The 26,767-nt window shown below is 62.5% G+C and carries 23 protein-coding genes and 1 pseudogene; 9 read left to right on the forward strand and 15 right to left on the reverse strand.

The annotated features are described in order from the left end of the window. Positions 1–48 precede the first annotated feature (48 nt). From PDO_RS15155 to PDO_RS15180, 6 genes are all read right to left on the reverse strand, one after another. Positions 49–1,341, reverse strand: coding sequence for an Hsp70 family protein (locus PDO_RS15155; protein ID WP_007603519.1), 1,293 nt, complete (start codon positions 1,339–1,341; stop codon positions 49–51). A 151-nt stretch (positions 1,342–1,492) separates the two neighbouring features. Next, entirely contained in the window at positions 1,493–1,693 is a 201-nt protein-coding gene (locus tag PDO_RS15160) for a hypothetical protein (RefSeq protein ID WP_007603532.1), read from the reverse strand. A 186-nt stretch (positions 1,694–1,879) separates the two neighbouring features. After that, the gene (locus tag PDO_RS15165) at positions 1,880–2,665 is read right to left on the reverse strand and encodes an SDR family oxidoreductase (protein WP_007603534.1); all 786 of its coding nucleotides are present in this window, start codon (positions 2,663–2,665) and stop codon (positions 1,880–1,882) included. Positions 2,666–2,772: 107 nt separating this feature from the next. Then, positions 2,773–4,176, reverse strand: a complete 1,404-nt coding sequence (locus PDO_RS15170) for an FAD-binding oxidoreductase (protein WP_007603536.1) — start codon at positions 4,174–4,176, stop codon at positions 2,773–2,775. Positions 4,177–4,255: 79 nt separating this feature from the next. Further along, positions 4,256–5,167 (reverse strand): NAD(P)-dependent oxidoreductase, encoded by a 912-nt coding sequence (locus PDO_RS15175; protein WP_007603538.1) that lies wholly within the window; start codon positions 5,165–5,167, stop codon positions 4,256–4,258. Between the two features lie 187 nt (positions 5,168–5,354). Then, the gene (locus tag PDO_RS15180) at positions 5,355–6,779 is read right to left on the reverse strand and encodes an aminotransferase-like domain-containing protein (RefSeq protein WP_007603540.1); all 1,425 of its coding nucleotides are present in this window, start codon (positions 6,777–6,779) and stop codon (positions 5,355–5,357) included. Positions 6,780–6,907: 128 nt separating this feature from the next. On the opposite strand from PDO_RS15180, the gene PDO_RS15185 reads away from it, so the two are divergent. The 3 genes from PDO_RS15185 to PDO_RS15195 all read left to right on the forward strand — a co-directional run bounded on the left by PDO_RS15185 (position 6,908) and on the right by PDO_RS15195 (position 10,468). Next, the gene (locus tag PDO_RS15185; protein ID WP_007603541.1) at positions 6,908–7,771 is read left to right on the forward strand and encodes a DMT family transporter; all 864 of its coding nucleotides are present in this window, start codon (positions 6,908–6,910) and stop codon (positions 7,769–7,771) included. 197 nt (positions 7,772–7,968) lie between these two features. Then, complete coding sequence (locus tag PDO_RS15190; RefSeq protein ID WP_007603542.1) at positions 7,969–9,630, forward strand: electron transfer flavoprotein-ubiquinone oxidoreductase; 1,662 nt, start codon at positions 7,969–7,971, stop codon at positions 9,628–9,630. A gap of 223 nt (positions 9,631–9,853) precedes the next feature. Next, entirely contained in the window at positions 9,854–10,468 is a 615-nt protein-coding gene (locus PDO_RS15195) for a L,D-transpeptidase (protein ID WP_007603543.1), read from the forward strand. 3 nt (positions 10,469–10,471) lie between these two features. Here the strand turns inward: PDO_RS15195 and PDO_RS15200 are convergent, their stop codons facing one another. Further along, positions 10,472–11,242, reverse strand: a complete 771-nt coding sequence (locus PDO_RS15200; protein WP_007603544.1) for an AraC family transcriptional regulator — start codon at positions 11,240–11,242, stop codon at positions 10,472–10,474. 122 nt (positions 11,243–11,364) lie between these two features. On the opposite strand from PDO_RS15200, the gene PDO_RS15205 reads away from it, so the two are divergent. Continuing rightward, on the forward strand, positions 11,365–12,327 hold the full coding sequence (locus tag PDO_RS15205) for a DMT family transporter (protein WP_007603545.1): 963 nt from the start codon (positions 11,365–11,367) through the stop codon (positions 12,325–12,327). Here PDO_RS15205 and PDO_RS15210 read toward each other — a convergent pair. Continuing rightward, positions 12,313–13,218 carry a DMT family transporter gene (locus PDO_RS15210; RefSeq protein WP_007603546.1) on the reverse strand — a complete coding sequence of 302 codons (906 nt, stop codon included), beginning with the start codon at positions 13,216–13,218 and terminating at the stop codon, positions 12,313–12,315. The two genes, PDO_RS15205 and PDO_RS15210, sit on opposite strands and share 15 nt — an antisense overlap. Before the next feature lie 125 nt (positions 13,219–13,343). Between PDO_RS15210 and PDO_RS15215 the strand changes: the two genes are divergently transcribed. Beyond that, positions 13,344–13,820, forward strand: coding sequence for an Lrp/AsnC family transcriptional regulator (locus PDO_RS15215; protein ID WP_007603547.1), 477 nt, complete (start codon positions 13,344–13,346; stop codon positions 13,818–13,820). Between the two features lie 138 nt (positions 13,821–13,958). Here the strand turns inward: PDO_RS15215 and PDO_RS15220 are convergent, their stop codons facing one another. After that, the gene (locus tag PDO_RS15220) at positions 13,959–14,981 is read right to left on the reverse strand and encodes a zinc-binding alcohol dehydrogenase family protein (RefSeq protein ID WP_007603548.1); all 1,023 of its coding nucleotides are present in this window, start codon (positions 14,979–14,981) and stop codon (positions 13,959–13,961) included. Positions 14,982–15,102: 121 nt separating this feature from the next. On the opposite strand from PDO_RS15220, the gene PDO_RS15225 reads away from it, so the two are divergent. Beyond that, positions 15,103–15,504, forward strand: a complete 402-nt coding sequence (locus tag PDO_RS15225) for a winged helix-turn-helix transcriptional regulator (RefSeq protein WP_007603559.1) — start codon at positions 15,103–15,105, stop codon at positions 15,502–15,504. Here PDO_RS15225 and PDO_RS15230 read toward each other — a convergent pair. Then, on the reverse strand, positions 15,493–16,719 hold the full coding sequence (locus tag PDO_RS15230; RefSeq protein WP_007603565.1) for an MFS transporter: 1,227 nt from the start codon (positions 16,717–16,719) through the stop codon (positions 15,493–15,495). The genes PDO_RS15225 and PDO_RS15230 overlap by 12 nt on opposite strands. Before the next feature lie 256 nt (positions 16,720–16,975). Between PDO_RS15230 and PDO_RS15240 the strand changes: the two genes are divergently transcribed. After that, positions 16,976–17,881: a diacylglycerol/lipid kinase family protein gene (locus tag PDO_RS15240; RefSeq protein WP_037074328.1), complete on the forward strand. Its 906-nt coding sequence runs from the start codon at positions 16,976–16,978 to the stop codon at positions 17,879–17,881. A gap of 227 nt (positions 17,882–18,108) precedes the next feature. Here PDO_RS15240 and PDO_RS15245 read toward each other — a convergent pair whose 3' ends face one another. From PDO_RS15245 to PDO_RS15265, 5 genes are all read right to left on the reverse strand, one after another. Beyond that, positions 18,109–19,710, reverse strand: coding sequence for an ABC transporter ATP-binding protein (locus PDO_RS15245; protein ID WP_037074323.1), 1,602 nt, complete (start codon positions 19,708–19,710; stop codon positions 18,109–18,111). A 2-nt stretch (positions 19,711–19,712) separates the two neighbouring features. Then, positions 19,713–20,837, reverse strand: coding sequence for an ABC transporter permease (locus PDO_RS15250; protein ID WP_007603568.1), 1,125 nt, complete (start codon positions 20,835–20,837; stop codon positions 19,713–19,715). Then, positions 20,830–21,753, reverse strand: coding sequence for an oligopeptide ABC transporter permease OppB (gene oppB / locus PDO_RS15255; RefSeq protein ID WP_007603569.1), 924 nt, complete (start codon positions 21,751–21,753; stop codon positions 20,830–20,832). The genes PDO_RS15250 and oppB overlap by 8 nt, the downstream gene beginning before the upstream one ends. A gap of 58 nt (positions 21,754–21,811) precedes the next feature. Then, positions 21,812–23,407, reverse strand: a complete 1,596-nt coding sequence (locus tag PDO_RS15260; RefSeq protein ID WP_007603570.1) for a peptide ABC transporter substrate-binding protein — start codon at positions 23,405–23,407, stop codon at positions 21,812–21,814. A 218-nt stretch (positions 23,408–23,625) separates the two neighbouring features. After that, positions 23,626–24,984, reverse strand: a complete 1,359-nt coding sequence (locus PDO_RS15265) for a glutamine synthetase family protein (RefSeq protein WP_007603571.1) — start codon at positions 24,982–24,984, stop codon at positions 23,626–23,628. 196 nt (positions 24,985–25,180) lie between these two features. Between PDO_RS15265 and PDO_RS15270 the strand changes: the two genes are divergently transcribed. Continuing rightward, positions 25,181–26,554, forward strand: a complete 1,374-nt coding sequence (locus tag PDO_RS15270) for an aspartate aminotransferase family protein (RefSeq protein WP_007603575.1) — start codon at positions 25,181–25,183, stop codon at positions 26,552–26,554. A 49-nt stretch (positions 26,555–26,603) separates the two neighbouring features. Further along, positions 26,604–26,767: pseudogene (locus tag PDO_RS29465) on the forward strand (DUF1801 domain-containing protein); the annotation flags it as partial.

Here is a 26,767-nt window from a genome sequence, read left to right on the forward strand (position 1 = left end):
TAATGCAAACCGATTCCGCACCCGTAAGCCTGTCGCCAGCCTTTGGCCTCAGGCTGTCCACTGACTGATGTCGTCGCGCTCGCCGATCAGCGCCAGCCCATGGGCAATCGACACCAGTTCACCGCCGGTCTCGATCTTGTCGGCGGCGAAGCGCCGCTTGAAGATGTCGCGCACGGCGGGAACGAAAGACGTGCCGCCGGTGAGGAAGACCTTGTCGATCTCGCCGGCCGTCGTCTTTGTCTCGGCGAGCAACTGGTCGAGGGCCGCCTCCATGCGTGTCAGGTCCTCGGCGATCCAAGTTTCGAACTCGGCGCGGGTGACCCGCTTTTCCCCGGCCTTGCCGAGAGGTGAGAAGCGGAACTCCGCTTCGTCGGCCGACGACAGCGCCATCTTGGTCGCCGAGACCGCCTGATAGAGCGGGTAGCCCTCGTCATGTTCGATCAGTTCGATGAACAGCTCGAGCTTGTCCGGCTCGACGGCCTGGCGCACCAGCGACTGCAGATCGGTGAATTCCTTCATCGTCTTGAACACCGACAACTGGTTCCAGCGCGAGAACGACAGATAATAGTTGCTCGGCACGTCGAGCAGTTTGCCGAAGCTCTTGAACTGGCTACCCTTGCCGATTTCCGGCGCGACCAGATGATCGATGATGCGCGCATCGAACTGGTCACCGGCAATGCCGACGCCGGAATGGCCGATCGGCCGGGCCGACAGCTTGCCGCCATGGGTTTCAAACCGCACCAGCGAGAAGTCGGTCGTGCCGCCGCCGAAATCGGCGACGAGTACAGTGGCGTCCTGCTTCAGGTTCTGGGCGAAGTAGAAGGCGGCTGCGACCGGCTCGTAGACATAATGGATCTCGGGAAAGCCGAGCCGCGTCAGGGCTTCGTTGTAGCGGGTGGTGGCGAGCGCCGGATCGGCGCTGGCGCCGGCAAAATGCACCGGCCGTCCGGCCACCAGCCGCCTCGCGTCACTTGGCCAGCCATCGCCGGCATAGGCTTCGAGGCGCTTGAGGAAAACCTCCATCAGGTCTTCGAACTGGAAGCGCCGCGCATGCACTAGCGTGCCCTGGAACACCGCAGATGCGGCAAAGGTCTTGATCGACTGCAGGAAGCGACATTCGCCGGGATTGTCGATGAAGGTGCGGATGGCGGCCTGTCCGGCCTCGACCTTCAGCGCGCCGGCACCGAGCTGGCGGTCCTTGAGGAAGGAGAGCGCCGTGCGCATGCTGTCGGACGTGCCGGCCGGCGAAGTATAGCGGATCGAATGGGTCTCTTCGCGGTTTTCGGCCTGCGCGATTACCGTATTGGTCGTGCCGAAATCGAGCCCAAGCGCGTGTGCCATGGCCGCCGCTCCCTTCATGGTGATGCTGTCAGAGAATGCCGGTCAGGCCGGCACATGGCCCGGACGTCTGGCCGGGCACGGGAAAGCGCGCCTGATGCCACAGGGGTAGCCGAAGGGCAAGCGAAAATGCTGCATTGCGAGAGGGTAGGGCCTATCTCAGCCGCCGGACGAACAGGAGGGCAGCAACGCCGATGGCTGCCAGGATCGCGCCGCGCAGGATCCATGGCGTCTGGTTGATCATGAAACTGGAGGCCGGGTAGGGGAAGACGCCGGTTCCCTGGCCGATCCAGATCAGGCCGATCAGTACGGCGAGCACTGAGATGACCTGCAATACGATACGAATGACGGCCATGACAGGATCCTCTGCAGCAATATGGGGCCGGATATGCATAGCAATGACGCGGCTGAGACGCCAGAGGGTCACCGACCGACGCGAGAATGTTGCGGGCGACGGGTGGCCATCAAACGCAGCGACAATCAACCGGTTTCGGCATAGGCGGGCAGGGTTGTGCCATGTCCGCCTATGCCTGAGAGGCGCTTAGTTGGATTTCGCCGCGCCGCCGTCGACGCGCAACATCGTGCCGGTGATGTAGCTGGCCTGGGCCGAGCACAGGAAGGCGCCGGCTGCGGCGAATTCCTCGACGGTGCCCAGTCGCTGGGCCGGGATCGACTTGACTGAAGCGCTGCGGATTTCCTCCAGCGACTTGCCGCTGCGCTTGGCATTGGCGCCGTCGAGTTCATCGATGCGGTCGGTGTGGATCCGGCCAGGCAGCAGCATGTTGGCCGTCACGCCATATGAGGCGACCTCCGACGAGAGCGTCTTGTTCCAGCCGACGAGCGCGCCGCGCAACGTGTTGGACAGCGCAAGGTTGGGGATGGGCTCGAACACGCCCGACGAGGCGACGGTCAAGATGCGGCCGAAGCCTTGCGTCTTCATCAGCGGCACCAGCGCATTGGTCAGCGTGATGACGCGCACGACCATCGACTGGAAGAAATTGTAGAGCTTTTCCGCATCCATGTCCTCGACCGTGCCGGGGGTCGGCCCGCCAGTATTGTTGACCAGGATGTCGATGCCGCCGAGGGTGTGATGAACGGCTGCCAGCATGGTGTCGACGAAATGCGCGTCGGCGAGATCGGCCACGACATAATCCGCCTTGCCGCCGGCAGCCACGATCGCCGCGACATTGGCCTTCAGCTTCTCTTCAGTGCGACCGCAGATCAGCACATGCACGCCTTCAGCCGCAAGTGCCTTGGCGATGCCGAGGCCAAGGCCGCGCGAGGCGGCGAGTACGAGGGCGCGTTTTTCGGCAATACCGAGATCCATGGCGATGTCCTTGTCTGATGCAAATGTGGTCTAAGGCAAATGTTTCGTGCGCAGTCTATCGAGCGATGATGCCGGACGGAAGCCTGACCTCCGTCGGCAGTCGTAAATCAAAACGGCACCTTGCCCGGATTAAACAGGCCGTCCGGATCGAGCAAGGTCTTGAACTGCCGCGCCAGTGCCTGTTTTCCCGGGTCTGCGTGTTCGAGATAGGCCCGGTGCTTGTCCAGCCCGACGCCGTGTTCGGCGGAAAAACTGCCGCCGCAGGCGGTGATCCCGGCATAGACGGCGTCTTCCACATCATGCTTGATGTTGGGCGAAAGAGGACCGGGCGTGGCCAGCGCGATATGTAGATTGCCATCGGCAATATGACCGTAGACATAGGCGTCGTAGCCGCTTCCGATCGACCGAAGGCGGTGGGCGAGTTCGGCGACATAGTGATCGACGAGCGTCGGCGGCAGGGAGACGTCGAAAGACGGAGCCTGCGGAAAAGCCGAAAAATAGAAGCCGGAGTCTTCGCGCAGGTCCCAGAAACGCCGCGCCTGCTCCGACGATTGGGCGACGATGCCGCCCTTGATATCCGCCGCGTCCCAGATTGCCGCGAGTTCTTCTTCGAGAAGCGAGGTTGCGTGGTCCGCGCTCTGCGCCGATATTTCGACGAGGAGCAATGAGGCACCGCCTTCGAGCCATGAGAGGTCGAAACCCTTCAGCTGTGCATGGTCGCGCGCATAGTGCGGCCACATCATTTCGGCTGCTTCGAGCAAGAGGGACGGATGGCGTCGCAGGTGCGCCGCGATCTCGAGCGCACGGCCGGCATTCGTAACGCCGAGAAGGGCCACCGCCCGATGCGGCCGTATTGGCTCCACCTTCATCACCACCCGCGTCACGAAACCGAAGGCGCCTTCGCCGCCGATGAAGATCTGCTTGATGTCGGGGCCGGCCGACACCTTCACCACCCGCGTCATGTCCGACAGGATTTCGCCCGAGGGCAGGACGGCTTCGAGGCCGAGGATCTGATGGCGCATCACGCCATTGCGGAAGGCGAGAATGCCGCCGGCATTGGTCGAGACCATGCCGCCGATGGTGGCGGATCCTCGCGAACCGAGATCGATGCCGGTGGTCAAGCCATGCGGCGCGAGTGCGGCCTGCAACCCTTCCAAGGTCACCCCGGCTTCGACCTCGACGGTCTCTTCATCGACATGGATGGCAATGACGCGGTTGAGCCGGGCGCTGGAAAGGATGACATCTCCATGCCGGCTGACGCCGCCGCCGACCAACCCGCTGAGGCCTCCTTGCGGAACGATCGCGACATGGTTTGCCCGGCACCATGAAATCAGTGCCGCCGCCGCAGCCGTCGAAGCAGGCTGCGCCACGACGCCGGCGGCCAGATTTGTCGGATCCTCGCCGGGATGGCGGCCGGCCACCGCGTCCGGACCGAGGATGCGCAGATCCGGGTGCAGCCCATCGAGTGCGCGGGCGATATCATGGGGAGAGAGGGGCGGATGTGATGCCATGGGAGAAGCCTGGAAATGTCTTTCGGCTTCTTCGCCGGAAAGACGGATCGCCGCAAGTGACGACGTTCGCTTTCCTCGCTCAAAGTTCCGCTGGAAAGCCCGGTGCGCGCAGGTCCGTGCCGGTGGCGTCTTCGAGCAGCTTGACCACCTGCGACGACCAGGCGTCGCCGCCATAGGTGGAGCGGGCGCGGATGAAGGTCTGCAGGGCGTGGCTGGCAAGGTCGAGCGGCACGCCGAATTCGCGGCCGAAGCCGAGCGCGAAGCCGAGATCCTTGACGGCGAGGTCCATGGTGAAGTTGATATTGTAGCTGCCGTTCAGGATCACCTGGCCCTCGGTTTCGTGCACGAAACTGTTGCCCGAGGACGCCTTGATGATGTTGAAGGCGTCGGTCAGGTCGATGCCGCCTTTCTTGGCGAGCATCAGCGCCTCGCCGGTGGCGATCAGGTGGATGAAGGCGAGCATATTGGTGATCACCTTGATCACCGAGGCCTTGCCGAGCGGGCCGGCGCGGAAGATCCTGTTGCCCATGGCTTCGAAGGCCGGCAGATGCAAGGCATGCAGGTCGGCGTCGCCGCCGGTGATCACCGTGATCTCGCCGGAAGCGGCCAGATGCACGCCGCCCGTCACCGGCGCCTCAAGCATGCGAACGCCACGATCGGCGGCGATCTTGCCGAGCCGCAGCACTTCCTGCTCGTCGAGTGTCGACATCTCGATCCAGGTCCCGCCCGGTTTCAGCCCGGCAAGGATGCCGCGCTCGCCGGTCAGCACGCGCTCGCTGACCCGTGGTGAGGGCAGGCAGGTGATCACGGCATCGACCGCTTGCGCCACAGCCTGCGGATCGTCCGCCCAGCGGGCGCCGTTGGCGAGAAGATCTTTTGCATTGCCCGGGTCGAGATCGTGGACCGTGACGTCAAATCCGTCCCTGACCAGGCTGCCCGCCAGATGCCGGCCGAGATGGCCGAGACCGATGAAGCCGTATGTGATGGCCATGTCCTGCTTGTCCCCTGTGGCGTTTGGTAGAGAGTGCGACAAAGCGAAGGCGCGTTCAAAGGCAGATTTTGGCAGGCGACGCGATGTGGCGCAGGCAGAACAGGCGGGCGCGTTTTTTCTGCGTGGGCGACGGGTTGCAGGTGCCCGAAGAGGTCTCCGCGATTGTCATCAGACCTGGAGCCGTTCGTCAGTTTTGATGATGGGGGTGCTTGCGCAATGCCTCTATCGCTCCGGACAGCACGGTATACACGGCCGGATCCTGGCAATGGGCGACATTGAAGCGCATGAAGGCGCCGGCCGATTGCGTCACGCTGAAGACATTGCCGGGCGCAAGGACCACGCCTTTTGCCAGGGCCGACTGCGCCAGTTCGGCCGAATCCACCGCGTCCGGCAGCCGGCACCAGAGGTAGAAACCGCCGCGCGGCATGTGCCATGGCGCAATGCCGAGATGCTGCAAACGCTCGGCTGTCTGTCGCCGCGCGCGCACCAGCTTCTGGCGCAGGTCTTCCATGTGTTTGCGATAGCTGCCGCCGGCAAGCACGTCGAGGATCAGGGCCGCAGCCACCGGGCTAGGTCCGCCGAAATTGGTGGCAACCTGCAGGTCCACAAGCGCCTCGATCCAGTCCGGTCGGCAAGCAATGTAGCCGCAACGCACCGACGACGACAGGGTCTTGGAAAAACTGCCGATGCGGATGACGCGGTTCAAGCCGTCGAGCGCCGCCAGCCGCGACGATGGCTCGGGCTCGAAATCGGCAAAGATATCGTCTTCGATGATCGTCAGATCGTGAAGTGCTGCCGCGTTCAGCAGGCGGTGTGCGACCTGGGGCGACAGCGTCGCCCCGGTCGGATTGTGCAGGGCAGAATTGGTGATGTAGAGGCGCGGCTTCTCGGCGGCAAGCACGGCCTCGAACGCGGCGACGTCGGGTCCGGTGGTCGTGTAGGGCACGCCGACGATCTTGACCCGATGGGCGCGCAGCAGTGCCTGGAAGTTGAAGTAACAGGGATCGTCGATCAGCACGGTATCGCCGGGGCGCAGCAGGAAACGACACAACAGGTCGAGCGCCTGGGTGCCGGAGCCGGTCAGCAGCAGCTGGTCGGGCGACGCCTGAATGCCGTCTTCGGCAAAACGGGACAGCAGCAGCCGGCGCAGCGCAAGCGGACCACGCGTATTGCCGTAGTCCGATAGCAGGGCGTCATCGGCGCGCGACAGGCTGCGCAGCGCGCGCCGGAGTGCCGTGTTCGGCATCCATGCCGCCGGCAGCCAGCCGCAGCCAGGCTTCAGCACCGCGGCATCGGCGTCGAGGGATTGGCGTGAAACCCAGAACGGATCGACCGCCCGGTCGAGCGGTGCCGCGGCCTCGGCGAGCTTCAGCGGCGCCATTGCGCTGGTCGAGGCGCTGGTCGAGACATAAAAGCCCGAGCCGCGTTGCGCCCGGATCAGGCCTTCCGCCGCCAGGCGGTCATAAGCCTCGACCACGGTGGAGGGTGAAACGCCCATTGTGCCGGCAAGGCTGCGGATGGAGGGCAGGCGGTCGCCGGGACCGAGCACGCGACCGGCGATCCTTTGCCGGATGGCGGCCATCACCTCGCCGGTGCGCGTCTTGCTGTCCATGCTGGATGTTCCTCGACAAGGATAATCTGTATTGAGAATTGACCAGTACAGTTTTGCCAAATTGTATTGAACTGTTTCTGTTTTCGCCAGCGCGCTCGACCTAGGACGGGTGCAGAAAGCGAGGACAAATGAAAACATCCATGGACGGCTGGGGCAGTGGTCTGCTCGGCGTGCTGATTTTCAGCGGATCACTGCCGGCGACCCGCATTGCGGTCGGCGGCTTTTCACCGCTGTTCCTAACTTCGGCCCGCGCCGTGATCGCAGCCCTTCTGGCCGCGGCCTTGCTGATCCTCTGGCGCCAGAAGCGGCCCGCGCGCCAGGACCTCGTCTCGCTCGCCATCGTTGCGCTCGGCGTTGTCATCGGTTTTCCGCTGTTGACCGCCTTGGCGCTGCAGACCATCACCGCGGCGCATTCAGTGGTTTTTGTCGGTCTGCTGCCGCTGATGACGGCAATTTTTGCGGTCATGCGCGGCGGCGAACGGCCGAAGCCGCTGTTCTGGCTGTTTTCCGGCCTCGGCAGCGTGATCGTTGCCGGTTTCGCCTTGGCAACCGGTGGTGCTGCGTCGAGCCTGGGCGATCTCATGATGATCGCAGCCATTGTGCTCTGCGGACTTGGCTATGCCGAAGGCGCCAAACTGTCGCGACGGCTCGGCGGTTGGCAGGTGATCTCCTGGGCTTTGCTGCTGTCGCTGCCGGTGATGCTGGCGCTTGCCTTGCTGACCTTGCCCGGTTCCTGGCAGACGATCACCATGCCGGCATGGCTTGGGCTCGCCTATGTCTCGGTGTTCAGCATGCTGGTCGGTTTTGTCTTCTGGTATCGCGGCCTGGCGCTCGGAGGCATCGCCGCCGTCGGCCAACTGCAATTGCTGCAGCCGTTTTTCGGCCTGGCCCTTGCCGCCGTGCTGCTGCACGAGCCGGTGAGTTTCGGCATGGTCGCCAGCACGGCTGCAATCGTGCTGTGTGTTGCCGGCGCGAAACGCTTCGCCAGGTAAGGCGGCGGCCAGTCAGGCAGATCCGCCACGCCAGCGCGCCGGTTTCCACGATTGACGCTTACGTGCACGTCAGATATTCTTGTCCTTCACAGCACCCTGCCGGAATTTGCGCCTGTGGTGTCGCGCTTCGGCTCGACAATCTGGTTGGGTTTTGTCAAGGAGGTAGGCGCAAAGAACCGCCGCGCGGAGGAATGACGATGAGCACTGAGATGGAACTGCCGGAACGCGAAAGCATGGAATTCGACGTCGTGATCGTCGGCGCCGGCCCGGCCGGCCTGTCGGCCGCGATCCGGCTGAAACAGGTCAATCCGGACCTGACCGTCGTCGTGCTGGAAAAGGGTGCCGAAGTCGGTGCGCATATCCTGTCGGGCGCCGTGGTCGATCCGATCGGCATCGACAAGCTGCTGCCCGACTGGCGCAATGAGGCCGATCATCCGTTCAAGACCCCGGTTACGGACGACCAGTTCCTGCTGCTCGGACCGGCCGGCTCCGTCCGCCTGCCGAATTTTGCCATGCCACCGCTGATGAACAATCACGGCAACTACATCGTTTCGCTCGGCAATGTCTGTCGATGGCTCGCCACCCATGCCGAAGCGCTGGGTGTCGAGATCTATCCGGGCTTTGCCGCAACCGAAGTGCTCTACAATGACGAAGGTGCCGTGATTGGCGTGGCCACCGGCGACATGGGCATCGAGAAGAACGGCGAGCCGGGTCCGGCCTATACCCGCGGCATGGAACTCATCGGCAAATATGTGCTGATCGGCGAGGGCGTGCGCGGATCGCTGGCCAAGCAGCTGATCGAAAAGTTCGACCTGTCGAAGGACAGCGACGTGCAGAAATACGGGATTGGTCTGAAGGAACTCTGGCAGGTCAAGCCCGAGCATCACAAGCCGGGCCTCGTGCAGCACTCCTTCGGCTGGCCGCTCGGCATGAAGACCGGTGGCGGTTCCTTCCTCTACCATCTCGAAGACAACATGGTCGCCGTCGGTTTCGTCGTGCACCTGAACTACAAGAACCCCTATCTTTATCCCTTCGAGGAATTCCAGCGCTTCAAGACCCATCCGGCGATCGCCAAGACCTTCGAAGGCGGCAAGCGCCTGTCCTACGGCGCCCGGGCGATCACCGAGGGCGGTTACCAGTCGGTGCCGAAGCTCTCCTTCCCCGGCGGCGCGCTGATCGGCTGTTCCGCCGGTCTCGTCAACGTGCCGCGCATCAAGGGCAGCCACAATGCCGTGCTGTCGGGCATGCTCGCGGCCGACAAGATTGCCGATGCCATCGCCAATGGCCGCGCCAATGACGAGCCGATCGAGATCGAGAACGAATGGCGCTCGACCGATATCGGCCGCGACCTCAAGCGCGTCCGCAACGTCAAGCCGCTGTGGTCGAAGCTCGGTACCGCGCTCGGCGTCGCGCTCGGCGGCCTCGACATGTGGATCAACCAGATCTTCGGCACCTCACCCTTCACCCTGAAGCACGGCAAGACCGACGCCCAGTCGCTGGAGCCGGCAGCCAAGCACAAGCCGATCGCCTATCCGAAACCGGATGGCGTCCTGACCTTCGACCGCCTGTCCTCGGTCTTCCTGTCCAACACCAACCACGAGGAGGACCAGCCGGTCCATCTCAAGGTCAAGGACATGGACCTGCAGAAGGCTTCGGAGCTCGGCGTCTATGCCGGCCCCTCGACCCGCTACTGTCCGGCCGGCGTCTACGAATGGGTGGAAAAGGATGGCGAGGACGTCTTCGTCATCAACGCCCAGAACTGCGTGCACTGCAAGACCTGCGACATCAAGGACCCCAACCAGAACATCACCTGGGTGCCGCCGCAGGGCGGCGAGGGGCCGGTTTATCCGAATATGTAAGTGTCACGAAAGGGCCGCCAGTGTGCGGCCCTTCTTCGTATTGGGATGGCCCGGCATTTCAACAGAAGGCGTGGCACTGCGGCGCGTTGTCCAAGTGAAACCGCGCCCCATCTGCCACAATTATGACGCGGTTGTTAATCGCCTCATCTGCGACTTAACCCGTCATTAACCATAAATTTCCTAGGCTTCTCGGCAGAAGAATCATCTCCGAGGACCTTGATCCATGACCATTTCCCGCCGAAGCCTGCTGATCGGCCTGCCGCTTCTCCTCGCCGGCTGCCAGTCCATGCCCAACCAGCAGGCCATGTATAGCGACGTCACGACCGAGCCTTTTCCCCTGAAGAAGGTGCCGCTCGACAAGATCAAGCCGGAACTGCGCCGTCAGGAAGTGGCCTACGAGACTGCCTATTCGGCTGGAACGGTGGTGGTCGATACGCCCGGACGCCGCCTCTACTACGTGCTCGGTGACGGCCGCGCCATGCGCTACGGCATTGGTGTCGGCCGCAATGGTTATGCGCTGGCCGGCAATGCCTATATCGGCCGCAAGGCGGAATGGCCGACATGGACGCCGACGCCGAACATGATCCGCCGGGATCCGGAAAAGAACCTGAAATATGCCGGCGGCCTGCCGGGCGGTCCGAACAATCCGCTCGGTGCCCGCGCCATGTATCTCTATCGCGGCGGCAACGACACGCTGTTCCGCCTGCACGGCACCAACCAGCCCTGGTCGATCGGCGAGGCCATGTCGTCGGGCTGCGTGCGCATGATGAACCACGACGTCATCGACCTCTATGCCCGCACCAGTGTCGGCGACAAGGTTGTCGTGCTGCAGGCGTGAGATCTACGCGCGCTTGCGCATCTGTGACGGGCTGACACCCGTCAGTCGCCGGAACATCGCGATGAAGGCGGACGGGTTGCTGTAGCCCAGCCGTTCCGCCACCTGGTGTACGCTTTCTCCCTCGTCCAGCAGCGCAAGGGCTGTCAGCAGCCTGAGGCGCTGGCGCCAGTCGTTGAACGACATGCCAAGCACTTCCTGGCAGCGGCGCGACAGCGTGCGCTCGGTGGTGCCGACGCGGCTTGCCCATTCGGCAGCCGAGCGTTTGTCTCCCGGCTGCTGCTGCAATTGGCTGAGGATCGGCCCGAGCAGGAGATCGGCAGTGATCGGCAGATATTGGGCAAAATAGGGCGCTGCCCGCACCTGATCGACGATCACCATGGCCAGCCGCAGGTCTTCCGGCGTGCGGGGATGGCGGATGCCACGCCGGTCGAAATCGGCAAGGACGGCTTTCAACAGGGCGCTCAGATCCAGCGTGCAGGGCTGCTGCGGCAGATCCGCGCAAAGTTCGGCGGCGACATGGGTCGTCACATACAGCACGTCCTGCGGATTGCTGGCGTCATGCTCGAAGCCCGGCGGGATCCAGATGGCGTATTGCGGCGGCGACAGGAAGCGCACGCCTTCGATACTGATCTGGGCGATCCCCTGCAGGGCGTAGTTCAGTTCGCCCCAGACCTGGCGCTTGAGCGGAAATCCGGTGCCGCCTTTGTAGCGAACAGTCCGGAAGGACACCGGCCGGGGTGGCTCGCCGTCAATCCCTTCATGCGCATAGAGCATGGCCGTTCTCCGCAAGTTTGTGTCCTAAATTCACTATATAACGAAATCAGGACGCCTGCTAGAGGAGGGGACGACGATCGCCGCCATCACGGCGTGCGATCCTGAAGGTGAAGGCGCGCAGGATGACAACGTCAGTTCAGACGACCGACCGGATGAGCCATGGCTTCGTAATGGCTCTGATCCCACTGCTGACCATGTTGATATGGGCAGGCAATACGATCGTCACGAAGGCTTCGGCCGGGTTGATCGAACCGGCCTCGATCGCATTTTATCGCTGGTTGATTGCCCTCGTGCTGCTGACGCCTTTCGTTCTCCGTGGCCTTTGGGCCAATCGCCGGCTGGCCATCCGGTTCTGGCCGAAACTGGCCGTGCTTGGCATGCTGGGCATGGTGATCTACCAGAGCCTCGCCTATGAGGCGGCCAAGACCACGACGGCGCTCAACATGGGGCTTCTGGCAGCGCTGATGCCGCTGATTTCCATTCTTCTCGCGTCGGCATTTGCCGGCGAGCGCCTGTCAAGATCGCGCATCCTGGGTGGAGTTTTGTCACTGCTGGGCGTGATCTATCTGATTTCCCATGGTGACCCGGTTCGGCTCCTGGTGGGCGGCCTGCATATCGGCGACGCGCTGATGATCGTCGCCATTGTTGCCAATTCCTTCTATGGCGTTTTGCTCAAGCGCTGGGCCGTGCCGCTGCCGATGTGGCAGCAGATCTGGTGTCAGATTGCCGTGGCCACGGCTTTCCTCCTGCCACTCTGGCTGCTCAGCGACATCAGTCCGGTGACGGCGGACAACCTGCCGCTGGTCCTGTTCGCCGCCATTCCGACATCGCTTCTGGCGCCGTTCTGCTGGATGATTGCCGTGCGAGACCTCGGCGCGGCGCGCAGTGCGCTCTACATCAACCTGCTGCCGCTGCTGGTGGCGGCGCTGGCATGGTTACTGCTTGGCGAAACGCTGGCGTTTTTCCATCTGGTCGGCGGTGGCCTGGCGCTGGCCGGCGTGGCGATCGGCATGCGCCAGCCGTCCGCCCCGCGTGTTGCGGAGGCAGCGAACGATACGCGCGCTTGGCGATCAGAGGCGCCTTGAGACGATGCCGGTCGAAAGAAGCACGCCGATCCCGGTGATCAGGGCCGCCGCGATCGTTGCAAGGCCAAGGGGTTCCCCGAGAACAAGCGCACCACCGATTGCGGCCGCCACGGGTGACACCGCCGTGTAGGCGGCTGCCTGTGTGCTGCCGAGGCTGCGCACGGCCGTGCCATAGAGCAGGGTCGCGACCAGTCCGGAGAGGATGCCCTGTGTCACGATCTGCAGGCCGGTTTCCGCAAACGGCGCCGAAAACAGGTGGATCTCGACGAAGGGAGTAAACAGGAGGTTGAGGATCGTCGACCAGGCACAGATCAGCGCCGCTCCCTCGAAGGCCGAAAGCCCGGAGCGGCGGAAAGCGTGGGTGTAGACGGCCCAGAGCGTCGCGCCGACCGGCAGCACGGTGTAGCTGATCCACGACAGCGTTTCATCGCCGATATTGGCGACCAGCAGCACAAGCCCGCCGGCAAAAATCGCCGCCATGCCGATCTTGCGCATCATGTCGGGTCTTTCGTGCAGCAGCGCCATGCCGATCAGGGCCGTGGCAAGCGGCATCAGGCCGGGCAGCAGCACGCCGGCGGCCGACGCCGGGGTCGAGCGCATGCCGAAGGCCACCACCTGGAAAAACGGCGCACCGGATCCGAGCACCATCAGCACGAAAGGCAGCTTCGGAACACTCTTCGGCCAGAGTCCGGTCCGCAGCCAGACCGGCGTTAGCAGGGTTGCGGGGATTCCATAACGAAGCAAGCTGAGATCGAAGGCCGACAGTGAGCCGCCGATACTGTAGCGGGTGGCGATCAGCCACGCCGCCCAGATCAGCACGACAGATAGCGCGGCCGCGGCCCCGAGGCCGGCCGAGTGTCTTGGTGCTGTCGGATCAGGAATAGGGGTCATTGCGGCCTTCCGGGTAGGTTTGACCCACATTATGCAATTCCCGGGCGACATTCCTTGCTATTTATGCCTATAATTGTCGTGGTATTGGCAGGATCGAAATCTTTGCCTGATCAAATGGATAGATTGTGCCAAAACTGGATAAATTTGACATCGCCATCCTGAACGCGCTGCAGGACAATGGCCGCGCCACCAATGTAGAGCTTGCCGACAGGGTCGGCTTGTCGCCGTCGCCCTGCCTGCGCCGGGTTAAAATGCTGGAAGAAGCGGGCGTGATCCGCAGCTACCGCGCCGATATCGATCGCCGCGCAGTCGGGCTGGAACTGACGGTCTTCGTTTCGTTCAAGGTGACGCATCATACCCGCGACAACGCTCAGGCGTTTCAGCAGGCATTGCAGGATCTGCCGGAAGTCGTCGGTTGCTACATGATCTCGGGCCATTCCGACTTCCTGGCCGAAGTGGTGGTCGAGAACCTTGCCGCCTATGAGGCGCTGCTCACCGACAAACTACTGGTCCTGCCGCACGTCACCGACATCCAGTCCAATTTCGCCATTCGCACTGTCAAGAGCGCCGGGCCGCTGAAGCTGCCGCAGGCATCGGCGTAGCATCATCACCGACAGTGGCTTGTGTAACAGACGATGGGCCGCGCACGGGGGCCATCTGCGGTCGCTACGGCGTCGGCAGCCAAGCAGGCTGTCGCAGCGAACCGCCATGCATGGGACGGCGGCTCGCCTTGTGCGTCGTCAGTCGGCAAAGCCTTCGAGCACGACCTTGCCCCGCATGCGACCGCTTTCGACCTGCGCATGCGCCTCCTTCAAGGTTGCTGCGTTGATTGGCCCGAGAACGGTGTTGAGGGTCGTCCGCAGGGCGCCACTGTCGACCAGCTGGGCGACATGGTTCAGCAGTTTGTGTTGCTCGATCATGTCCGGCGTCCCGTAGATCGAGCGGGTAAACATCAATTCCCAAATCAGCGATACGGCCTTCGACTTGAAGGCCATGATGTCAAAAGCTTGATCGAAGTCGTCGATCAGGACCAGGCGACCCTGCGGAGCGATGATCTCGGCTAGGTCAAGCCGGTGCTGGACGCTGTGCGTGATGGAAAAGATGAAGCCGGGAGCGCCGATGCCCAGTGCTGCATATTCCGCCGCCAGTGGCTTGCTATGATCGATCACATGGTCGGCCCCGAGCGACCTGGCCCAATCGGCCGTTTCCGGGCGCGATGCCGTGGCGACGACGGTCAGGTCCGTCAGTTGCTTGGCGAGCTGGATCGCGATCGAGCCGACCCCGCCGGCGCCGCCGGTGATCAGCAACACCCTGGCAGCACCCGGCACCGGCTGATCGACCCGCAACCTGTCGAACAGAGCCTCATAAGCCGTAATCGCCGTCAGCGGCAATGCGGCCGCCTCGGCAAAGCTCAGGCTCTGCGGCTTCATCCCGACAATCCGCTCGTCGACCAGATGATATTCCGCGTTGGTTCCGGGGCGACCGATGGCGCCGGCATAATAGACGGCGTCGCCGGGCTGGAAGAGCGTGACATCGGGTCCGACGGCGGTCACCACGCCGGCTGCATCATAGCCGAGGATCCGCGGCTGGCCGTCCGGCGGCTGATGGCTGCGGCGGACCTTGGTGTCGACCGGGTTGACCGAAATGGCCTTGACGGCAACCAAGAGGTCGTGACCGTGGGCCTCGGGCATGGGCAGGTCTAGATCGATCAGGGCAGTCTCGGATGTAATGGGCTGCGGAGCGTAAAAACCGATGGCGCGCATGGAAGTCTCCTGTCAAATTTGCACAGCGCCGTTTAACGACGTAGGATTGATCAGCGCAAGAATGCACAAATTGTGTCTATAGGCACAAAATATGGCCTTACTACCCAAAAGGATACCGTCAATGTCAAAGCCTCGGGCCAAGATGATCAACCACTTCCCAGGTTGTCCGGTGGAGACGACGCTCGGCTTTATTGACGGGAAATGGAAAGGTGTCATCCTCTACCACCTGCTGATCGCCGGCAGCAGCCTGCGTTTCAGCGAGTTGCGCCGCAGACTGCCAGCCGTGACCCAAAGAATGCTGACCAAGCAGTTGCGGGAACTCGAGGAGCAGGGATTGGTGACGCGCACGGTATTTCCCGTCGTTCCGCCGCGGGTCGATTATGGGTTGACCCCGCTTGGTCACAGCATGCGTCCGGTGATCCAGGCGCTTGAGCAGTGGGGAAGCCGCCACGTTGTCTGCGAGAAAGGTACGCAGCGCGTGATCCATCCGGATGACGTCGAGCAGGCCGCGTCAGCGGCGTGACGTCCGCTTTTCCAGTGCGACCGAAATCAGGAAGACCACAAGGCCGAGTGCTGACAGCACCGATCCGACGAAGCCGGTTGCGCCGTACCCATAGCCGGCTGCTATGACCATGCCGCCGAGCCAGGCGCCGAGCGCATTGGCGATGTTGAAGGCCGAATGGTTGGAGGCGGCGGCCAGCGTCTGGGCATCTGCCGCCACATCCATCAGACGGGTCTGCACGGCCGGACAGGCGGCAAAGCCGCAACCGGTGAGGAAGACGCAGACGCAAAGCATGATCGGGTTATGGGCCGTCAGCGAGAAGATCGCCATCAGCACGACGTTGAAGGCGAGCACGCCACCGATCGTGCCGTTGAGGGAATAGTCGGCCATGCGCGAACCCACGACATTGCCGACATTCATGCCGATGCCGAACAGCGCCAGCACGACGGCGACCATGGTCGTCGGCAGTCCGGCGGTGTCGGTGGTCGTCTTTGCGATATAGCTGAAGATTGAGAACATGCCGCCGAAGCCGATCGCCGCCACGGCAAGCGAAAGCCAGACCTGCAGGCGCCCGAAAGCGCTGAGCTCGCGGCGGATGCTGGCACCTTCGGCCACTTCGTCCTTCGGCAGATAGATCGCAATCAATGCAACCGTCAGTCCGCCAATTGCGGCCACCATGAAGAACGCAGCCCGCCAGCTCATCAACTGGCCAAGGAAGGTCGCGATCGGCGTGCCGATCAGCGTGGCAATGGTCAGGCCGAGCATCACGCGGCCGACCGCGCGAACCCGCCTGTGTGGCGGAGCCATCGAGGCGGCCACCAGGGCCGCGACACCGAAATAGGCGCCATGCGGCAGGCCGGTGATGAAGCGCAATGCGGTGAAGGAGAGGAAGCCGGGTGCCATGGCGCTGGCGAAATTGCCGATGGCAAACAGGCCCATCAGCAGCAGAAGCAGGGTCTTGCGCGGCAGCTTGGCCGCAAGCGCTGCGATGATCGGTGCGCCGATGACCACGCCGAGTGCATAGGCACTGATGACATTGCCGGCATCCGGCACGCTGACCTGATAGGTGGTGGCGACCTCAGGCAGGAGGCCCATGATGACGAATTCGCCGGTGCCGATGCCGAAGCCGCCGGCAGCCAGTGCAATTTCGATCAGCAGGATGGTGGCGGGCGATAGCTGGGCCGGATCGATCCGGCGGTCGACGAGGGAACGGTCGGCAGTCGTGCAGTCGGTCATCAAAACACCACGGGCGCCGGCTGGGAGCGACGGCGCGTAGAGCTTCAGCAGAAGCAGGGAATGGAAGGCAGTCCTTGATGGACCGAAGCAAAGGCAGAATTGTTATTTATCATATCATTGTGCGCTGCGGCAAAGGCTTTTGTCCACGCCCTTGAATTTTAGCGCTTCGGACGCGATCTGTTGCGATAAGGAAACAATTGACGACATGGCGCGTTGTCGAAGGCTGCGGCGCATGTTTGCACTGCGAAAGGACGATATGAAGATCACGGCTGTACTCAATCGCGACGGTGGTACCTTCAGGACCACTGACATGCAGGCCTATTGCGCCAGCGCCGTCAAGGCGTTTGCAGCCAAGGGGCATGACCTCGATTGTGTCGTGGTCGGCGGCGACGAGGTCGTCTCGGCGCTTGAAAAGGCCAGCGCTTCCGGTGCCGATGCGCTGGTGGCCGGCGGCGGCGACGGCACGATTTCTGCAGCTGCCGGCATTGCCTGGAAGACGGGCCTGCCGCTCGGCGTGGTTCCGGCCGGCACGATGAACCTGTTTGCCCGCTCATTGAAACTGCCGCTCGACATCTGGAAAGTGCTCGATACGCTGGCAGATGTGCAGATCCAGTCGGTCGACATCGCAACGGCCAACGGCCGTCCCTATGTGCACCAGTTTTCCGCAGGCCTTCACGCGCGCATGGTGCGCATGCGCAATTCGATGAATTTTGCCTCGAAGCTCGGCAAGATGCGCGCCAGCACCAATGCCGCCTTCGGCGTGATGCTCGACCCGCCGCGTTTCGAGGTCATCTTCGATATCGACGGTGACGGCCGCAGCGACGAACGGCCGGTCTCTGCCATTTCGGTGTCCAACAATCCGCTCGGCAACAATGCGCTGTTTTTTGCCGATGACCTGACCACGGGCAAGCTCGGCGTCTATCTCGCCGATCCGCTCGAACCGACGGGTGTGTTCTCGCTGGCCTTCGATATCATGCGCGGCAGGTTCACCGACAATCAGGCGGTGACGGCATCGACAGCCAAGGTTCTGCGGCTGCATTTCCCCAAACACCGCCAGGGGGCTGCCTGTGTTCTCGACGGCGAATTGCTGCGCATGCCGCGCGATGTCGAGATCAAGATCCATGCCGGCGAATTGAAGGTGCTGGTGCCTGCGACGGCGTGAGGGGAAGTTATCGTTTGCCTATCCGATACCACCCTCTGCCCTGCCGGGCATCTCCCCCTCAAGGGGGGAGATCGGATGGAGCCACCTCTTGCGCCAAAGCGGACCAAAAAATCCGGTCTTCAGCCTATCGGTAGAATGATGGGCTTCTGCGCGTCGGGCAATCTCCCCCCATGAGGGGGAGATGTCGGCGTAGCCCAGAGAGGCGCACACTCTGGGCAGGCAGTTTACTACGCAAATGCCGCCGCGATCAGGGCCTTGGTATAATCCTCGGCCGGTCGCTCGAAGATCGCCTCGGTATCGCCCTGTTCGACGATCTTGCCGTTCTTCATCACCACCACATGGTCCGACATCGCCCTGATCACCGAAAGGTCGTGGCTGATGAAGACATAGGACAGGCCATGTTTGGCCTGCAGGTCGCGCAGCAGTTCGATGACCTGCAACTGCACCGATCGGTCAAGCGCCGAGGTCGGTTCGTCGAGCACGATGACTTTCGGCTTGAGGATGATCGAGCGGGCGATGGCGATGCGCTGGCGCTGTCCGCCGGAGAACTCGTGCGGATAGCGGTTGCGCGCCGCCGGATCGAGGCCGACTTCGAGAAGTGCTGCAATCGCCCGTTTGTCGCGGTCGGCCTTGGTCAGCTGCGGCTCGTGCACATAGAGGCCTTCGGTGATGATCTCACCGACGGTCTGGCGCGGTGACAGCGAGCCGTAGGGGTCCTGGAACACCAGCTGCATCTGCCGGCGATAGGGCCGCATCTGGCTGCGGTCGAGCAGCGAGATATCCGTGCTTTCGAAACGATAGCGCCCGTCCGAGGCCAGCAGCCTGAGCAGGGCACGCCCGAGCGTCGACTTGCCCGAACCGGATTCACCGACAACGCCGATCGTCTGGCCCTGGCGCAGGGTCAGGCTGACATTGTCGACGGCGCGGAAGGTCTTTGTGCCCCTGAACAGGAACCCCCCGCCGATGTTGAAGTCGACCACCACATTGCGGCCTTCCAGCATGATCGGCGCATCGTCGGCCGGCGGCGCCTTGACGCCATGCGGCTCGGCTTCCAGCAGCATCTTGGTGTAGTCGGCCGTCGGCCGCTCGAAGATGTCCTCGCGCGAGCCTTGTTCGACGACCTCGCCACGCCGCATCACAACGACGCGGTCGGCGACATGCTTGACCACGCCGAGGTCATGGGTGATCAGCACGATCGCCATGCCGAAGCGCTTCTGCAGGTCGGCAAGCAGGTCGAGGATCTGCGCCTGGATGGTGACGTCGAGTGCGGTGGTCGGCTCGTCGGCAACCAGAACGTCGGGCTCGTTGGCAAGCGCCATGGCGATCATCACGCGCTGGCGCTGGCCGCCGGACAGTTCGTGCGGATAGCTGTCGATGCGCCGGTTCGGGTCGGGGATGCCGACCAGGTTGAGCAGTTCCAGCACGCGTTCGCGCGCCTGGCGCTTGCCCATGCCGCGGTGGTAGCGCAGCGGTTCGGCGATCTGCTTGCCGATCGTGTAGAGCGGATCAAGCGAAGTCATCGGCTCCTGGAAGATCATGGTGATCTTCGAACCGCGCACCTCGTTCAACTCCTTCAGCCCGGCATGGGCAAGATCGGTCGCGCCGTAGAACGCCGAGCCCTCGACGCGTCCGTTCGATGCGAGCAATCCCATGATGCCCATCATCGTCTGGCTCTTGCCGGAACCGGATTCGCCGACGATGGCGAGCGTTTCGCCTTTCTTGACGTCGAAGGACACGCCCTTCACCGCCTGCACATCACCATCCGGTGTGGTGAAGGTGACCTTCAGGTCCCTGACGGCCAGCACATTGGTCATTTCAGTCCTGTCCATGCTTATCGGTCCTTCGGATCAAGCGCATCGCGCAGGCCGTCACCCACAAAATTCAGGGCAAACAGCGTGATAACGAAGAAGATCGCCGGGAAGATCAACAGCCACGGTGCGCTCTGCATGTTCTTCGTGCCTTCCGAGATCAGCGTGCCCCAGCTGGCAAGCGGCGCCTGGACGCCGAGGCCGAGGAAGGACAGGAAGCTTTCGGTCAGGATCACCTGCGGCACCACGACGGTGACAAAGACGATGACCGGGCCGACCGTGTTCGGAATGATGTGGCGACGGATGATCTGCCAGTCGGTGAGGCCGAGGGCCTGGGCTGCGCCGACGAATTCGCGGCGTTTCAGGGACAGCGTCTGGCCGCGCACGATACGGGCCATTTCCAGCCATTGCACGGCACCGATGACGGCAAAGATCAGCACGATCGACCGGCCGAAGAACACGACAAGCACGACGACGAGGAAGACGAAGGGCAGCGAATAGATGATCTCGACGAAGCGCATCATCACGTTGTCGACCCGCCCGCCGATATAGCCCGACGTCGCGCCATAGACGACACCGATGCCGAGCGACACGAGTGACGCAGCCAAGCCGACGGCAATCGAGATCTGCCCGCCGAGCATGACGCGGACCAGAAGGTCGCGGCCATTGCTGTCGGTGCCGAAGAGGAAATACTGTTGATTGACCGAGCCGGTCAGGGTCATCGACAGCTGGTCCGGTGATGTTTCGGCGACGGTGGTGTTCTTGAACTCGTTGACGCGGTCGAAGTAGCGCACGGAGCGCGGATCGATCGGCCGGGTCGACGTCACCTTGGCGGTGAACACGCCGTTTTCGATCTCGTAGCTTTCGAGCGTCAGGCGCGCACGCTTGGCAGTGCTTTCGGCGACTTCGGCCAGCGTCTGCGGATCCGGACGTGGGGTCAGACTCGGCGGGATCGAGACATAGGACGGGAAGACCTCGTCATAGGTATGTGGCGAGACGAGCGGACCGGCAAAGGAGAAGATGCAGATCAGCAGCAAAGCGAAGCAGCCGGCCATGGCCGCCTTGTTGCGCCGGAAGCGCATCATCGCAAGCTGGCCCAGGCTGCGGCCCTCGACGGTGGGGGCAAGTGTTGTGGTTGTATCAGTCATGGCGGACCCTCGGATCGAGCAGGCCATAGGCGATGTCGACCAGCAGGTTGAAGACGATCACGAACACGGCGACGAGAATGACGGTGCCCATGACCAGAGGATAGTCGCGGTTGAGCGCGCCGAGCACGAAGTAGCGGCCGACACCGGGAATGGTGAAGATGCTCTCGACCACGGCAGAACCGGTGAGCAGGGCGGCAGCACATGGCGCAAGGTAGGATACGACCGGCAACATGGCACCACGCAGCGCATGGGTGATGACCACGACGCGCGACGGCAGGCCATAGGCACGCGCGGTGCGGATATGGTCCGTGTGCAGGGCCTCGATCATCGAACCGCGGGTGAGGCGGGCAAAGACCGCCAGCTGCGGCAAGGCCAGTGCGGTCATCGGCAGGATCAGGTTGCGGGCCGAGCCGTCACCCCAGCCACCGGCCGGCAGCCACGACAGCATCACGGCAAAGATCAGCGTCAACACAGGACCGACGACAAAATTGGGCACTGTGACGCCGACGGTGGCAAAGGCCATCAGGCCGAAATCCAGCGCGCTGTTCTGGCGAAGGGCCGCGATGGTGCCGAGCGTTACGCCGCCTATCAGGGCGATCAGGATCGCATAGAGACCAAGCTCGACCGAGTAGGGCAGGGCCTTGCCGATCAGTTCGGAAACCGTGTTGTCCTTGTAGATGAAGCTTGGACCGAAATCGCCGGTCACGGCATTGCCGAGATAATTGACGTATTGGCGCCACAGCGGCTGGTCGAGCTTGTAGGTGGCCATGATGTTGGCCATCGTTTGCGGCGGAAGCGGACGCTCGAGATTGAACGGACCACCGGGCGCGAAACGCATCAGGAAGAACGAGATCGTCACGACGACGAACACCGTGGGCACGGCGCTCAGAAGTCGGCGCAGGACAAATGAGATCATGGTGAAAAAGATGACGCGCGACAGCCATCATGCTGCCGCGCGCCATTCCCTATGTTTGTTATTCGGAAACGCTGAGGAACTTCGACAGGTGTTCGTTCACCGGATTGTCGCCCCAGCCCGAAACGCGCTCGGACACCAGCCACAGATTGGCGTTGTTCATCAGCGGCGCGATCGGCTGATCATTCATGAGAATGGTTTCAGCCTTCTTCATTTCGTCCATGCGCTTGGCCGGATCGCGTTCCTCGTAGGATGCCTTCATCAGCGCATCGAATTCATCGTTCTTGTACTTGCCGTAGTTGAACGTGACGTTGCTGCCGACGTTCAGCGCCAGGAAGTTTTCCGGGTCGGCGTAGTCGGCTGTCCAGCCGGCGCGCGCAACGTTGAACTTGCCGCCTTCCTGCAGGTAGGCGTAGTGCGAGGCAACGTCGAGGTTGACTAGCGAGACCTTGGCACCAAACGTATTCTTCCACATGTCGGCGACGGCGGTGGCGACGCGCTCGTGATTGGCATTGGTGTTGTAGCGGATCTCGATTTCGAGCGGCTTGCCGCCTTCACCATAGCCGGCGGTCTTCATCAGTTCGACGGCCTTGTCTTCGCGGTCGATCTGCGACAGCGTTGCGAAATCTGGCTGCGGACCTTGGCCGTAGCCTTCAAGGCCCGGCGGCACGAGGTTGTAGGCCGGAAGCTGGGCGCCGGCGTAGATTTCCTGGGCGAGGAAGTCGCGGTCGACTGCCATCGACAGCGCGCGGCGAACGTTGACGTCGTTATACGGCGGCTCGCGGTTGTCGAAGACATAGTAGTAGGTGGCCAGACCCGGGGTGACATGCACCTGGTCGCTGTAGCTTTCGCGCAGGCGCTTGATCTGGTCAGCCGAGAAATTGTAGACGAGATCAAGTTCCTTGGCCTCGAAGCGGCGAACCGAAGCGGCATCGTCGTCGATCGGGTAGAAGATCACCTTGTCGAGCTTGACGTTGGCTGCATCCCAGTACTTTTCGTTCTTCACGACGGTCAGCGTGTCGTTCGGGACGTGAGCCTGCAGGACGAAGGCGCCATTGGATACCATGTTGCCCGGCTTGACGAACTGGTCGCCGAACTTCTCGAAATTGGCCTTGCTGAGCGGCAGCGCGGTGTAGTGAGCGAGAAGCTGCAGGAAGAACGGCGTCGGGCGCTCGAGCGTGATTTCGACGGTCTTGGCGTCGATCGCCTTGATGCCGAGCTGGTCGATCGGCACTTCGCCCTTGTTGGCCTTTTCGGCATTCTTGATCGGGTAGAGAATGTTGGCGTATTCGGCCGCGGTCTTCGGATCTTCGAGGCGACGCATTGCGAAGACGAAGTCTTCAGCCGTTACCGGCGAGCCATCCGACCAGTTTGCGTTGTCGCGGATCTTGAAGGTGTAAACGGTTTCGTCGTCCGAAACGGTCCAGCTTTCAGCCGTGCCGGGCACGATCTTGCCATTGGCGTCATAAATCGTCAGGCCTTCGAACAGGTCACGGACCACGAAGCCTTCGATGTCGATCGAGATGTGGGCATAGTCGAGTGTCTGCGGTTCGCCGGCATTGCCGCGATGCAGGACGGCTTCGGCAAATGCCGGAGCAGTGCCCATGAGCATGGTACCGAACAGAAGTGAGGTCGCCAGTTTTTGCATTTTTGTCATTTTGTTCTCCCCTTTCAGGCGTGATGGAAGGCCGAAACAGACGAGAAAAAGACATGAAATACAAGAGGCCAAATTTAGGGCAGCGGCCAGATTTGATTGAAGTCAGTGCAAACGCACGATTTCAAACGTAAATTTGATTTTGGCGCAATCAATGCAAAGATTGCGTCGTAATCACGACATCTTTGGTTGCCTGATAAAATTGGTATTGTTGATATCTATCACAGCCGCGCGAGATAGGTCTGGTAGTCGAAGCTCGAGACCGTGCGCAGATAGGCGATCGCCTCCTTGCGCTTGGTGTCGCCATAGAGCTTCTGGTAACCGGCGCCGAAGACATCGGCGATGAACGGCGAATGGCGGAAGCGGTCGACTGCGGTCAGGAAGTCATGCGTCAGCATGGCCGGATTTTCCGGTGCGCTGGTCGGTGTCGTGACCGGGCCGGGATCGAGATCCTCGCCGAGGCCAAGCAGCATGCCGCCAAGGATGGCAGCCAGTAGCAGATGCGGATGAGCGTCTGCGCCGGCGACGCGGTGTTCGATACGGGCGGCTGGGCCGTCCTTGTCGGGAATGCGAACGGCGGTGCCGCGATTGCCGAAGCCCCAGTCGACCTTGTCGGGCGCAAACGAGCCTGGCTGGAAACGACGATAGGAATTGGCGAGCGGCGCAAAGATCAGCTGCGCATCCTGCATGGTCTTCAACATGCCAGCCGTCACCGATCTCAACTTGACTGGATCGCCGCCCTTGGCGTCGAGGATATTCCGGCCATCCTTGTCGATGATCGAGGCATGCACATGCAGGCCGGATCCTGCCTGGTCGCCATAGGGCTTGGCCATGCAGGTAGAGCGCAACCCGAGGCGGCGCGCGGCAAAATCGACGACACGCTTCAGGTAGATGCAGTCGTCGGCGGCAGCCAGTGCATTCGGCTTGTGCAGCAGGTTGACCTCGAACTGGCCGGGGCCGAATTCCGCAGTCGTCGCATCGGCCGGCAGGCCCATGTCGTCGCAGTAGCGACGGATGATGTCGAGATAGTCTTCCATCGCAGCCGTCGCGCTCATGTCGTAAAGCTGGAAGCCGTTCGGTTCGCCGCGATAGGTCAACGCCTTTGGCGGTTGCGGCTTGCCGGTCTCGCGCCAATCGTCCTCGATGACGTAGAATTCGAGTTCCGTCGCCACCACCGGTGTCAGGCCGCGCTCCTCGTAGCGCTTCAGCACATTGGCGAGGATGGCGCGCGGGCAGATGAAATGCGGCTCGCCTTCCAGCGTGTGCATGGTGGCGAGCACCTGCTTCGAGCCGGCCGGTCCCCATGGCAGGGTGGTCAGCGACGCCTTGTCCGGCACGCAGATGCCGTCGGGGTCGCCCAAGGTCAGCGACAGGCCGGTAATGTCATCATTGTCGTCGCCCCAGATGTCGAGCGACTGGGTCGAGGCCGGCAGCCGCACCGTATTTTTCCACACTTTCTCCTCCGCCGAGAGCGGGATCATCTTGCCGCGCAGGTCGCCATTCATGCCGACAAGCAGCACTTCGATGCGTGCGGAAGGATCGGCGGCATTGAGATCGGCGGCCTCGGTCTGTGCGGTCATGCGGGTGGACTTTCATGGGCTCGATGGGAACGGTTTTGGTCGGAGAAACGCGGCACGCGGTGCCTTGCCAAACCCGTTTTGGAAGGTCATGTTCGTAACCGATAAAGTTCCGCCTTTCAATGCGGAGGCAGGCGTCCAAACGGACCAAGATTGGCCGGGCGAGCGTTTCCAGTGCTTCCGGCAAGGATCAGAAACCATGAACAAGATTGCCTCTGCCGTTTCCAATCTCGGTGCCATTGATGCCGCCCACCACCTGCATCCCTTCTCCAATATGAAGAAGCTGAATGCCGAGGGCACCAAGATCATCAACCGTGCGGATGGGGTGCATATCTGGGATTCCAACGGCAAGAAGTATCTCGATGCCTTTGCCGGCCTGTGGTGCGTCAATGTTGGATATGGCCGCAAGTCGATCGCCGATGCGGCCTATGCGCAGATGCAGGAACTGCCCTACTACAACACCTTCTTCGGCACCACGACGCCGCCGACCACGCTGCTAGCCCAGAAGGTGACGGAAAAGGCCGGCAAGACGCTGAACCATGTGTTCTTTTCCAATTCCGGTTCGGAAGCCTCCGATACCTGGTTCCGCATGGTGCGTGTCTACTGGAAGGCGCTTGGCCATCCGACCAAGACGCAGGTGATTGCGCGCAAGAACGGCTATCACGGCTCGACCGTCGCCGGCGCCTCGCTCGGCGGCATGAAATGGATGCATGAACAGGGCAACCTGCCGATCGAGGGCATCCACCACATCAACCAGCCCTACTGGTATGCCGAAGGCGGCGACATGACGCCGGAAGACTTCGGCCTGAAGGTGGCGCGCGAGTTGGAAGAAAAGATCATCGAACTGGGCGAGCAGAATGTCGCAGCCTTCGTCGCCGAGCCGATCCAGGGTGCCGGCGGCGTCATCGTTCCGCCATCGACCTATTGGCCGGAGATCAAGCGCATCCGCGCCAAGTACCAGATCCTGCTGGTGGCCGATGAAGTGATCTGCGGCTTTGGCCGTCTCGGCACATGGTTCGGCCATCAATATTACGATTTCGAACCGGACTTGGCGCCGATCGCCAAGGGGCTCTCTTCAGGCTATCTGCCGATCGGGGGTGTGCTGGTGTCGGACCGCGTCGCCCAGGTGATGATGGACGAGGTCGGCGATTTCTATCATGGCTACACCTATTCCGGTCATCCGGTGGCCGCTGCCGCAGCGCTCGAGAATATCCGCATCATCGAGGAGGAGGGGCTGGTCGAGCGCGTGCGTGACGATATCGGACCCTACCTTGCCGAAGCGCTGGCCTCTCTGGCGGATCACGACATGGTCGGCGAAGCCGTCAGCGTCGGCCTGATGGGTGCCGTCCAGATCACCGCCGACAAGGCCACCCGCCGCCGGTTCGTGAAGCCGGACGACACGGGCACCGCCGTGCGCAACCAGTGCGTCAATGCCGGTGTCGTGCTCAGAGCCACCGGCGACCGCATGCTGTTTTCGCCACCCCTGATCATTTCGCGCAGCGAGATTGATCAGGCGGTCGGCACATTGCGCAATGGTCTCGACTGGCTGAAGGACAATCGCGGCGAGGGCTGAGGCGTTCGTTGGTGCGACGGGCGCCTTTCCAGCAAGGAGCGAGCCGGTAGTGGACGAGACCACGAGGAAAACGTCGGAGACCGTCAAGTCGTCCGCCGCAAAAGGCGCCGGAACGGCAACGGCAAAATCGCCGCATGCCGCAACCGACGTTCGGCTGCTGTCCGGAGGAAACCCGCAGATCGCCAAGGGTGATGGTGATGCGCCCGTGCAGGC

Origin of the sequence: Rhizobium sp. PDO1-076 (assembly GCF_000247475.1) — a bacterium.
Lineage (GTDB): Bacteria > Pseudomonadota > Alphaproteobacteria > Rhizobiales > Rhizobiaceae > Allorhizobium.

What these genes read in the sequence shown, in the direction of transcription:
- PDO_RS15250 (WP_007603568.1), bottom strand. Translation starts at nt 20,837, where the DNA reads ATGACTGATACAACCACAACACTTGCCCCCACCGTCGAGGGCCGCAGC.
- PDO_RS15180 (WP_007603540.1), bottom strand. Translation starts at nt 6,779, where the DNA reads ATGGACAGCAAGACGCGCACCGGCGAGGTGATGGCCGCCATCCGGCAA.
- PDO_RS15270 (WP_007603575.1), top strand. Translation starts at nt 25,181, where the DNA reads ATGAACAAGATTGCCTCTGCCGTTTCCAATCTCGGTGCCATTGATGCC.
- PDO_RS15165 (WP_007603534.1), bottom strand. Translation starts at nt 2,665, where the DNA reads ATGGATCTCGGTATTGCCGAAAAACGCGCCCTCGTACTCGCCGCCTCG.
- PDO_RS15155 (WP_007603519.1), bottom strand. Translation starts at nt 1,341, where the DNA reads ATGGCACACGCGCTTGGGCTCGATTTCGGCACGACCAATACGGTAATC.
- PDO_RS15205 (WP_007603545.1), top strand. Translation starts at nt 11,365, where the DNA reads ATGACAACGTCAGTTCAGACGACCGACCGGATGAGCCATGGCTTCGTA.
- PDO_RS15195 (WP_007603543.1), top strand. Translation starts at nt 9,854, where the DNA reads ATGACCATTTCCCGCCGAAGCCTGCTGATCGGCCTGCCGCTTCTCCTC.
- PDO_RS15170 (WP_007603536.1), bottom strand. Translation starts at nt 4,176, where the DNA reads ATGGCATCACATCCGCCCCTCTCTCCCCATGATATCGCCCGCGCACTC.
- PDO_RS15160 (WP_007603532.1), bottom strand. Translation starts at nt 1,693, where the DNA reads ATGGCCGTCATTCGTATCGTATTGCAGGTCATCTCAGTGCTCGCCGTA.
- PDO_RS15185 (WP_007603541.1), top strand. Translation starts at nt 6,908, where the DNA reads ATGAAAACATCCATGGACGGCTGGGGCAGTGGTCTGCTCGGCGTGCTG.
- PDO_RS15220 (WP_007603548.1), bottom strand. Translation starts at nt 14,981, where the DNA reads ATGCGCGCCATCGGTTTTTACGCTCCGCAGCCCATTACATCCGAGACT.
- PDO_RS15175 (WP_007603538.1), bottom strand. Translation starts at nt 5,167, where the DNA reads ATGGCCATCACATACGGCTTCATCGGTCTCGGCCATCTCGGCCGGCAT.
- PDO_RS15230 (WP_007603565.1), bottom strand. Translation starts at nt 16,719, where the DNA reads ATGACCGACTGCACGACTGCCGACCGTTCCCTCGTCGACCGCCGGATC.
- PDO_RS15190 (WP_007603542.1), top strand. Translation starts at nt 7,969, where the DNA reads ATGAGCACTGAGATGGAACTGCCGGAACGCGAAAGCATGGAATTCGAC.
- PDO_RS15240 (WP_037074328.1), top strand. Translation starts at nt 16,976, where the DNA reads ATGAAGATCACGGCTGTACTCAATCGCGACGGTGGTACCTTCAGGACC.
- PDO_RS15210 (WP_007603546.1), bottom strand. Translation starts at nt 13,218, where the DNA reads ATGACCCCTATTCCTGATCCGACAGCACCAAGACACTCGGCCGGCCTC.
- oppB (WP_007603569.1), bottom strand. Translation starts at nt 21,753, where the DNA reads ATGATCTCATTTGTCCTGCGCCGACTTCTGAGCGCCGTGCCCACGGTG.
- PDO_RS15200 (WP_007603544.1), bottom strand. Translation starts at nt 11,242, where the DNA reads ATGCTCTATGCGCATGAAGGGATTGACGGCGAGCCACCCCGGCCGGTG.
- PDO_RS15260 (WP_007603570.1), bottom strand. Translation starts at nt 23,407, where the DNA reads ATGACAAAAATGCAAAAACTGGCGACCTCACTTCTGTTCGGTACCATG.
- PDO_RS15265 (WP_007603571.1), bottom strand. Translation starts at nt 24,984, where the DNA reads ATGACCGCACAGACCGAGGCCGCCGATCTCAATGCCGCCGATCCTTCC.
- PDO_RS15245 (WP_037074323.1), bottom strand. Translation starts at nt 19,710, where the DNA reads ATGGACAGGACTGAAATGACCAATGTGCTGGCCGTCAGGGACCTGAAG.
- PDO_RS15225 (WP_007603559.1), top strand. Translation starts at nt 15,103, where the DNA reads ATGTCAAAGCCTCGGGCCAAGATGATCAACCACTTCCCAGGTTGTCCG.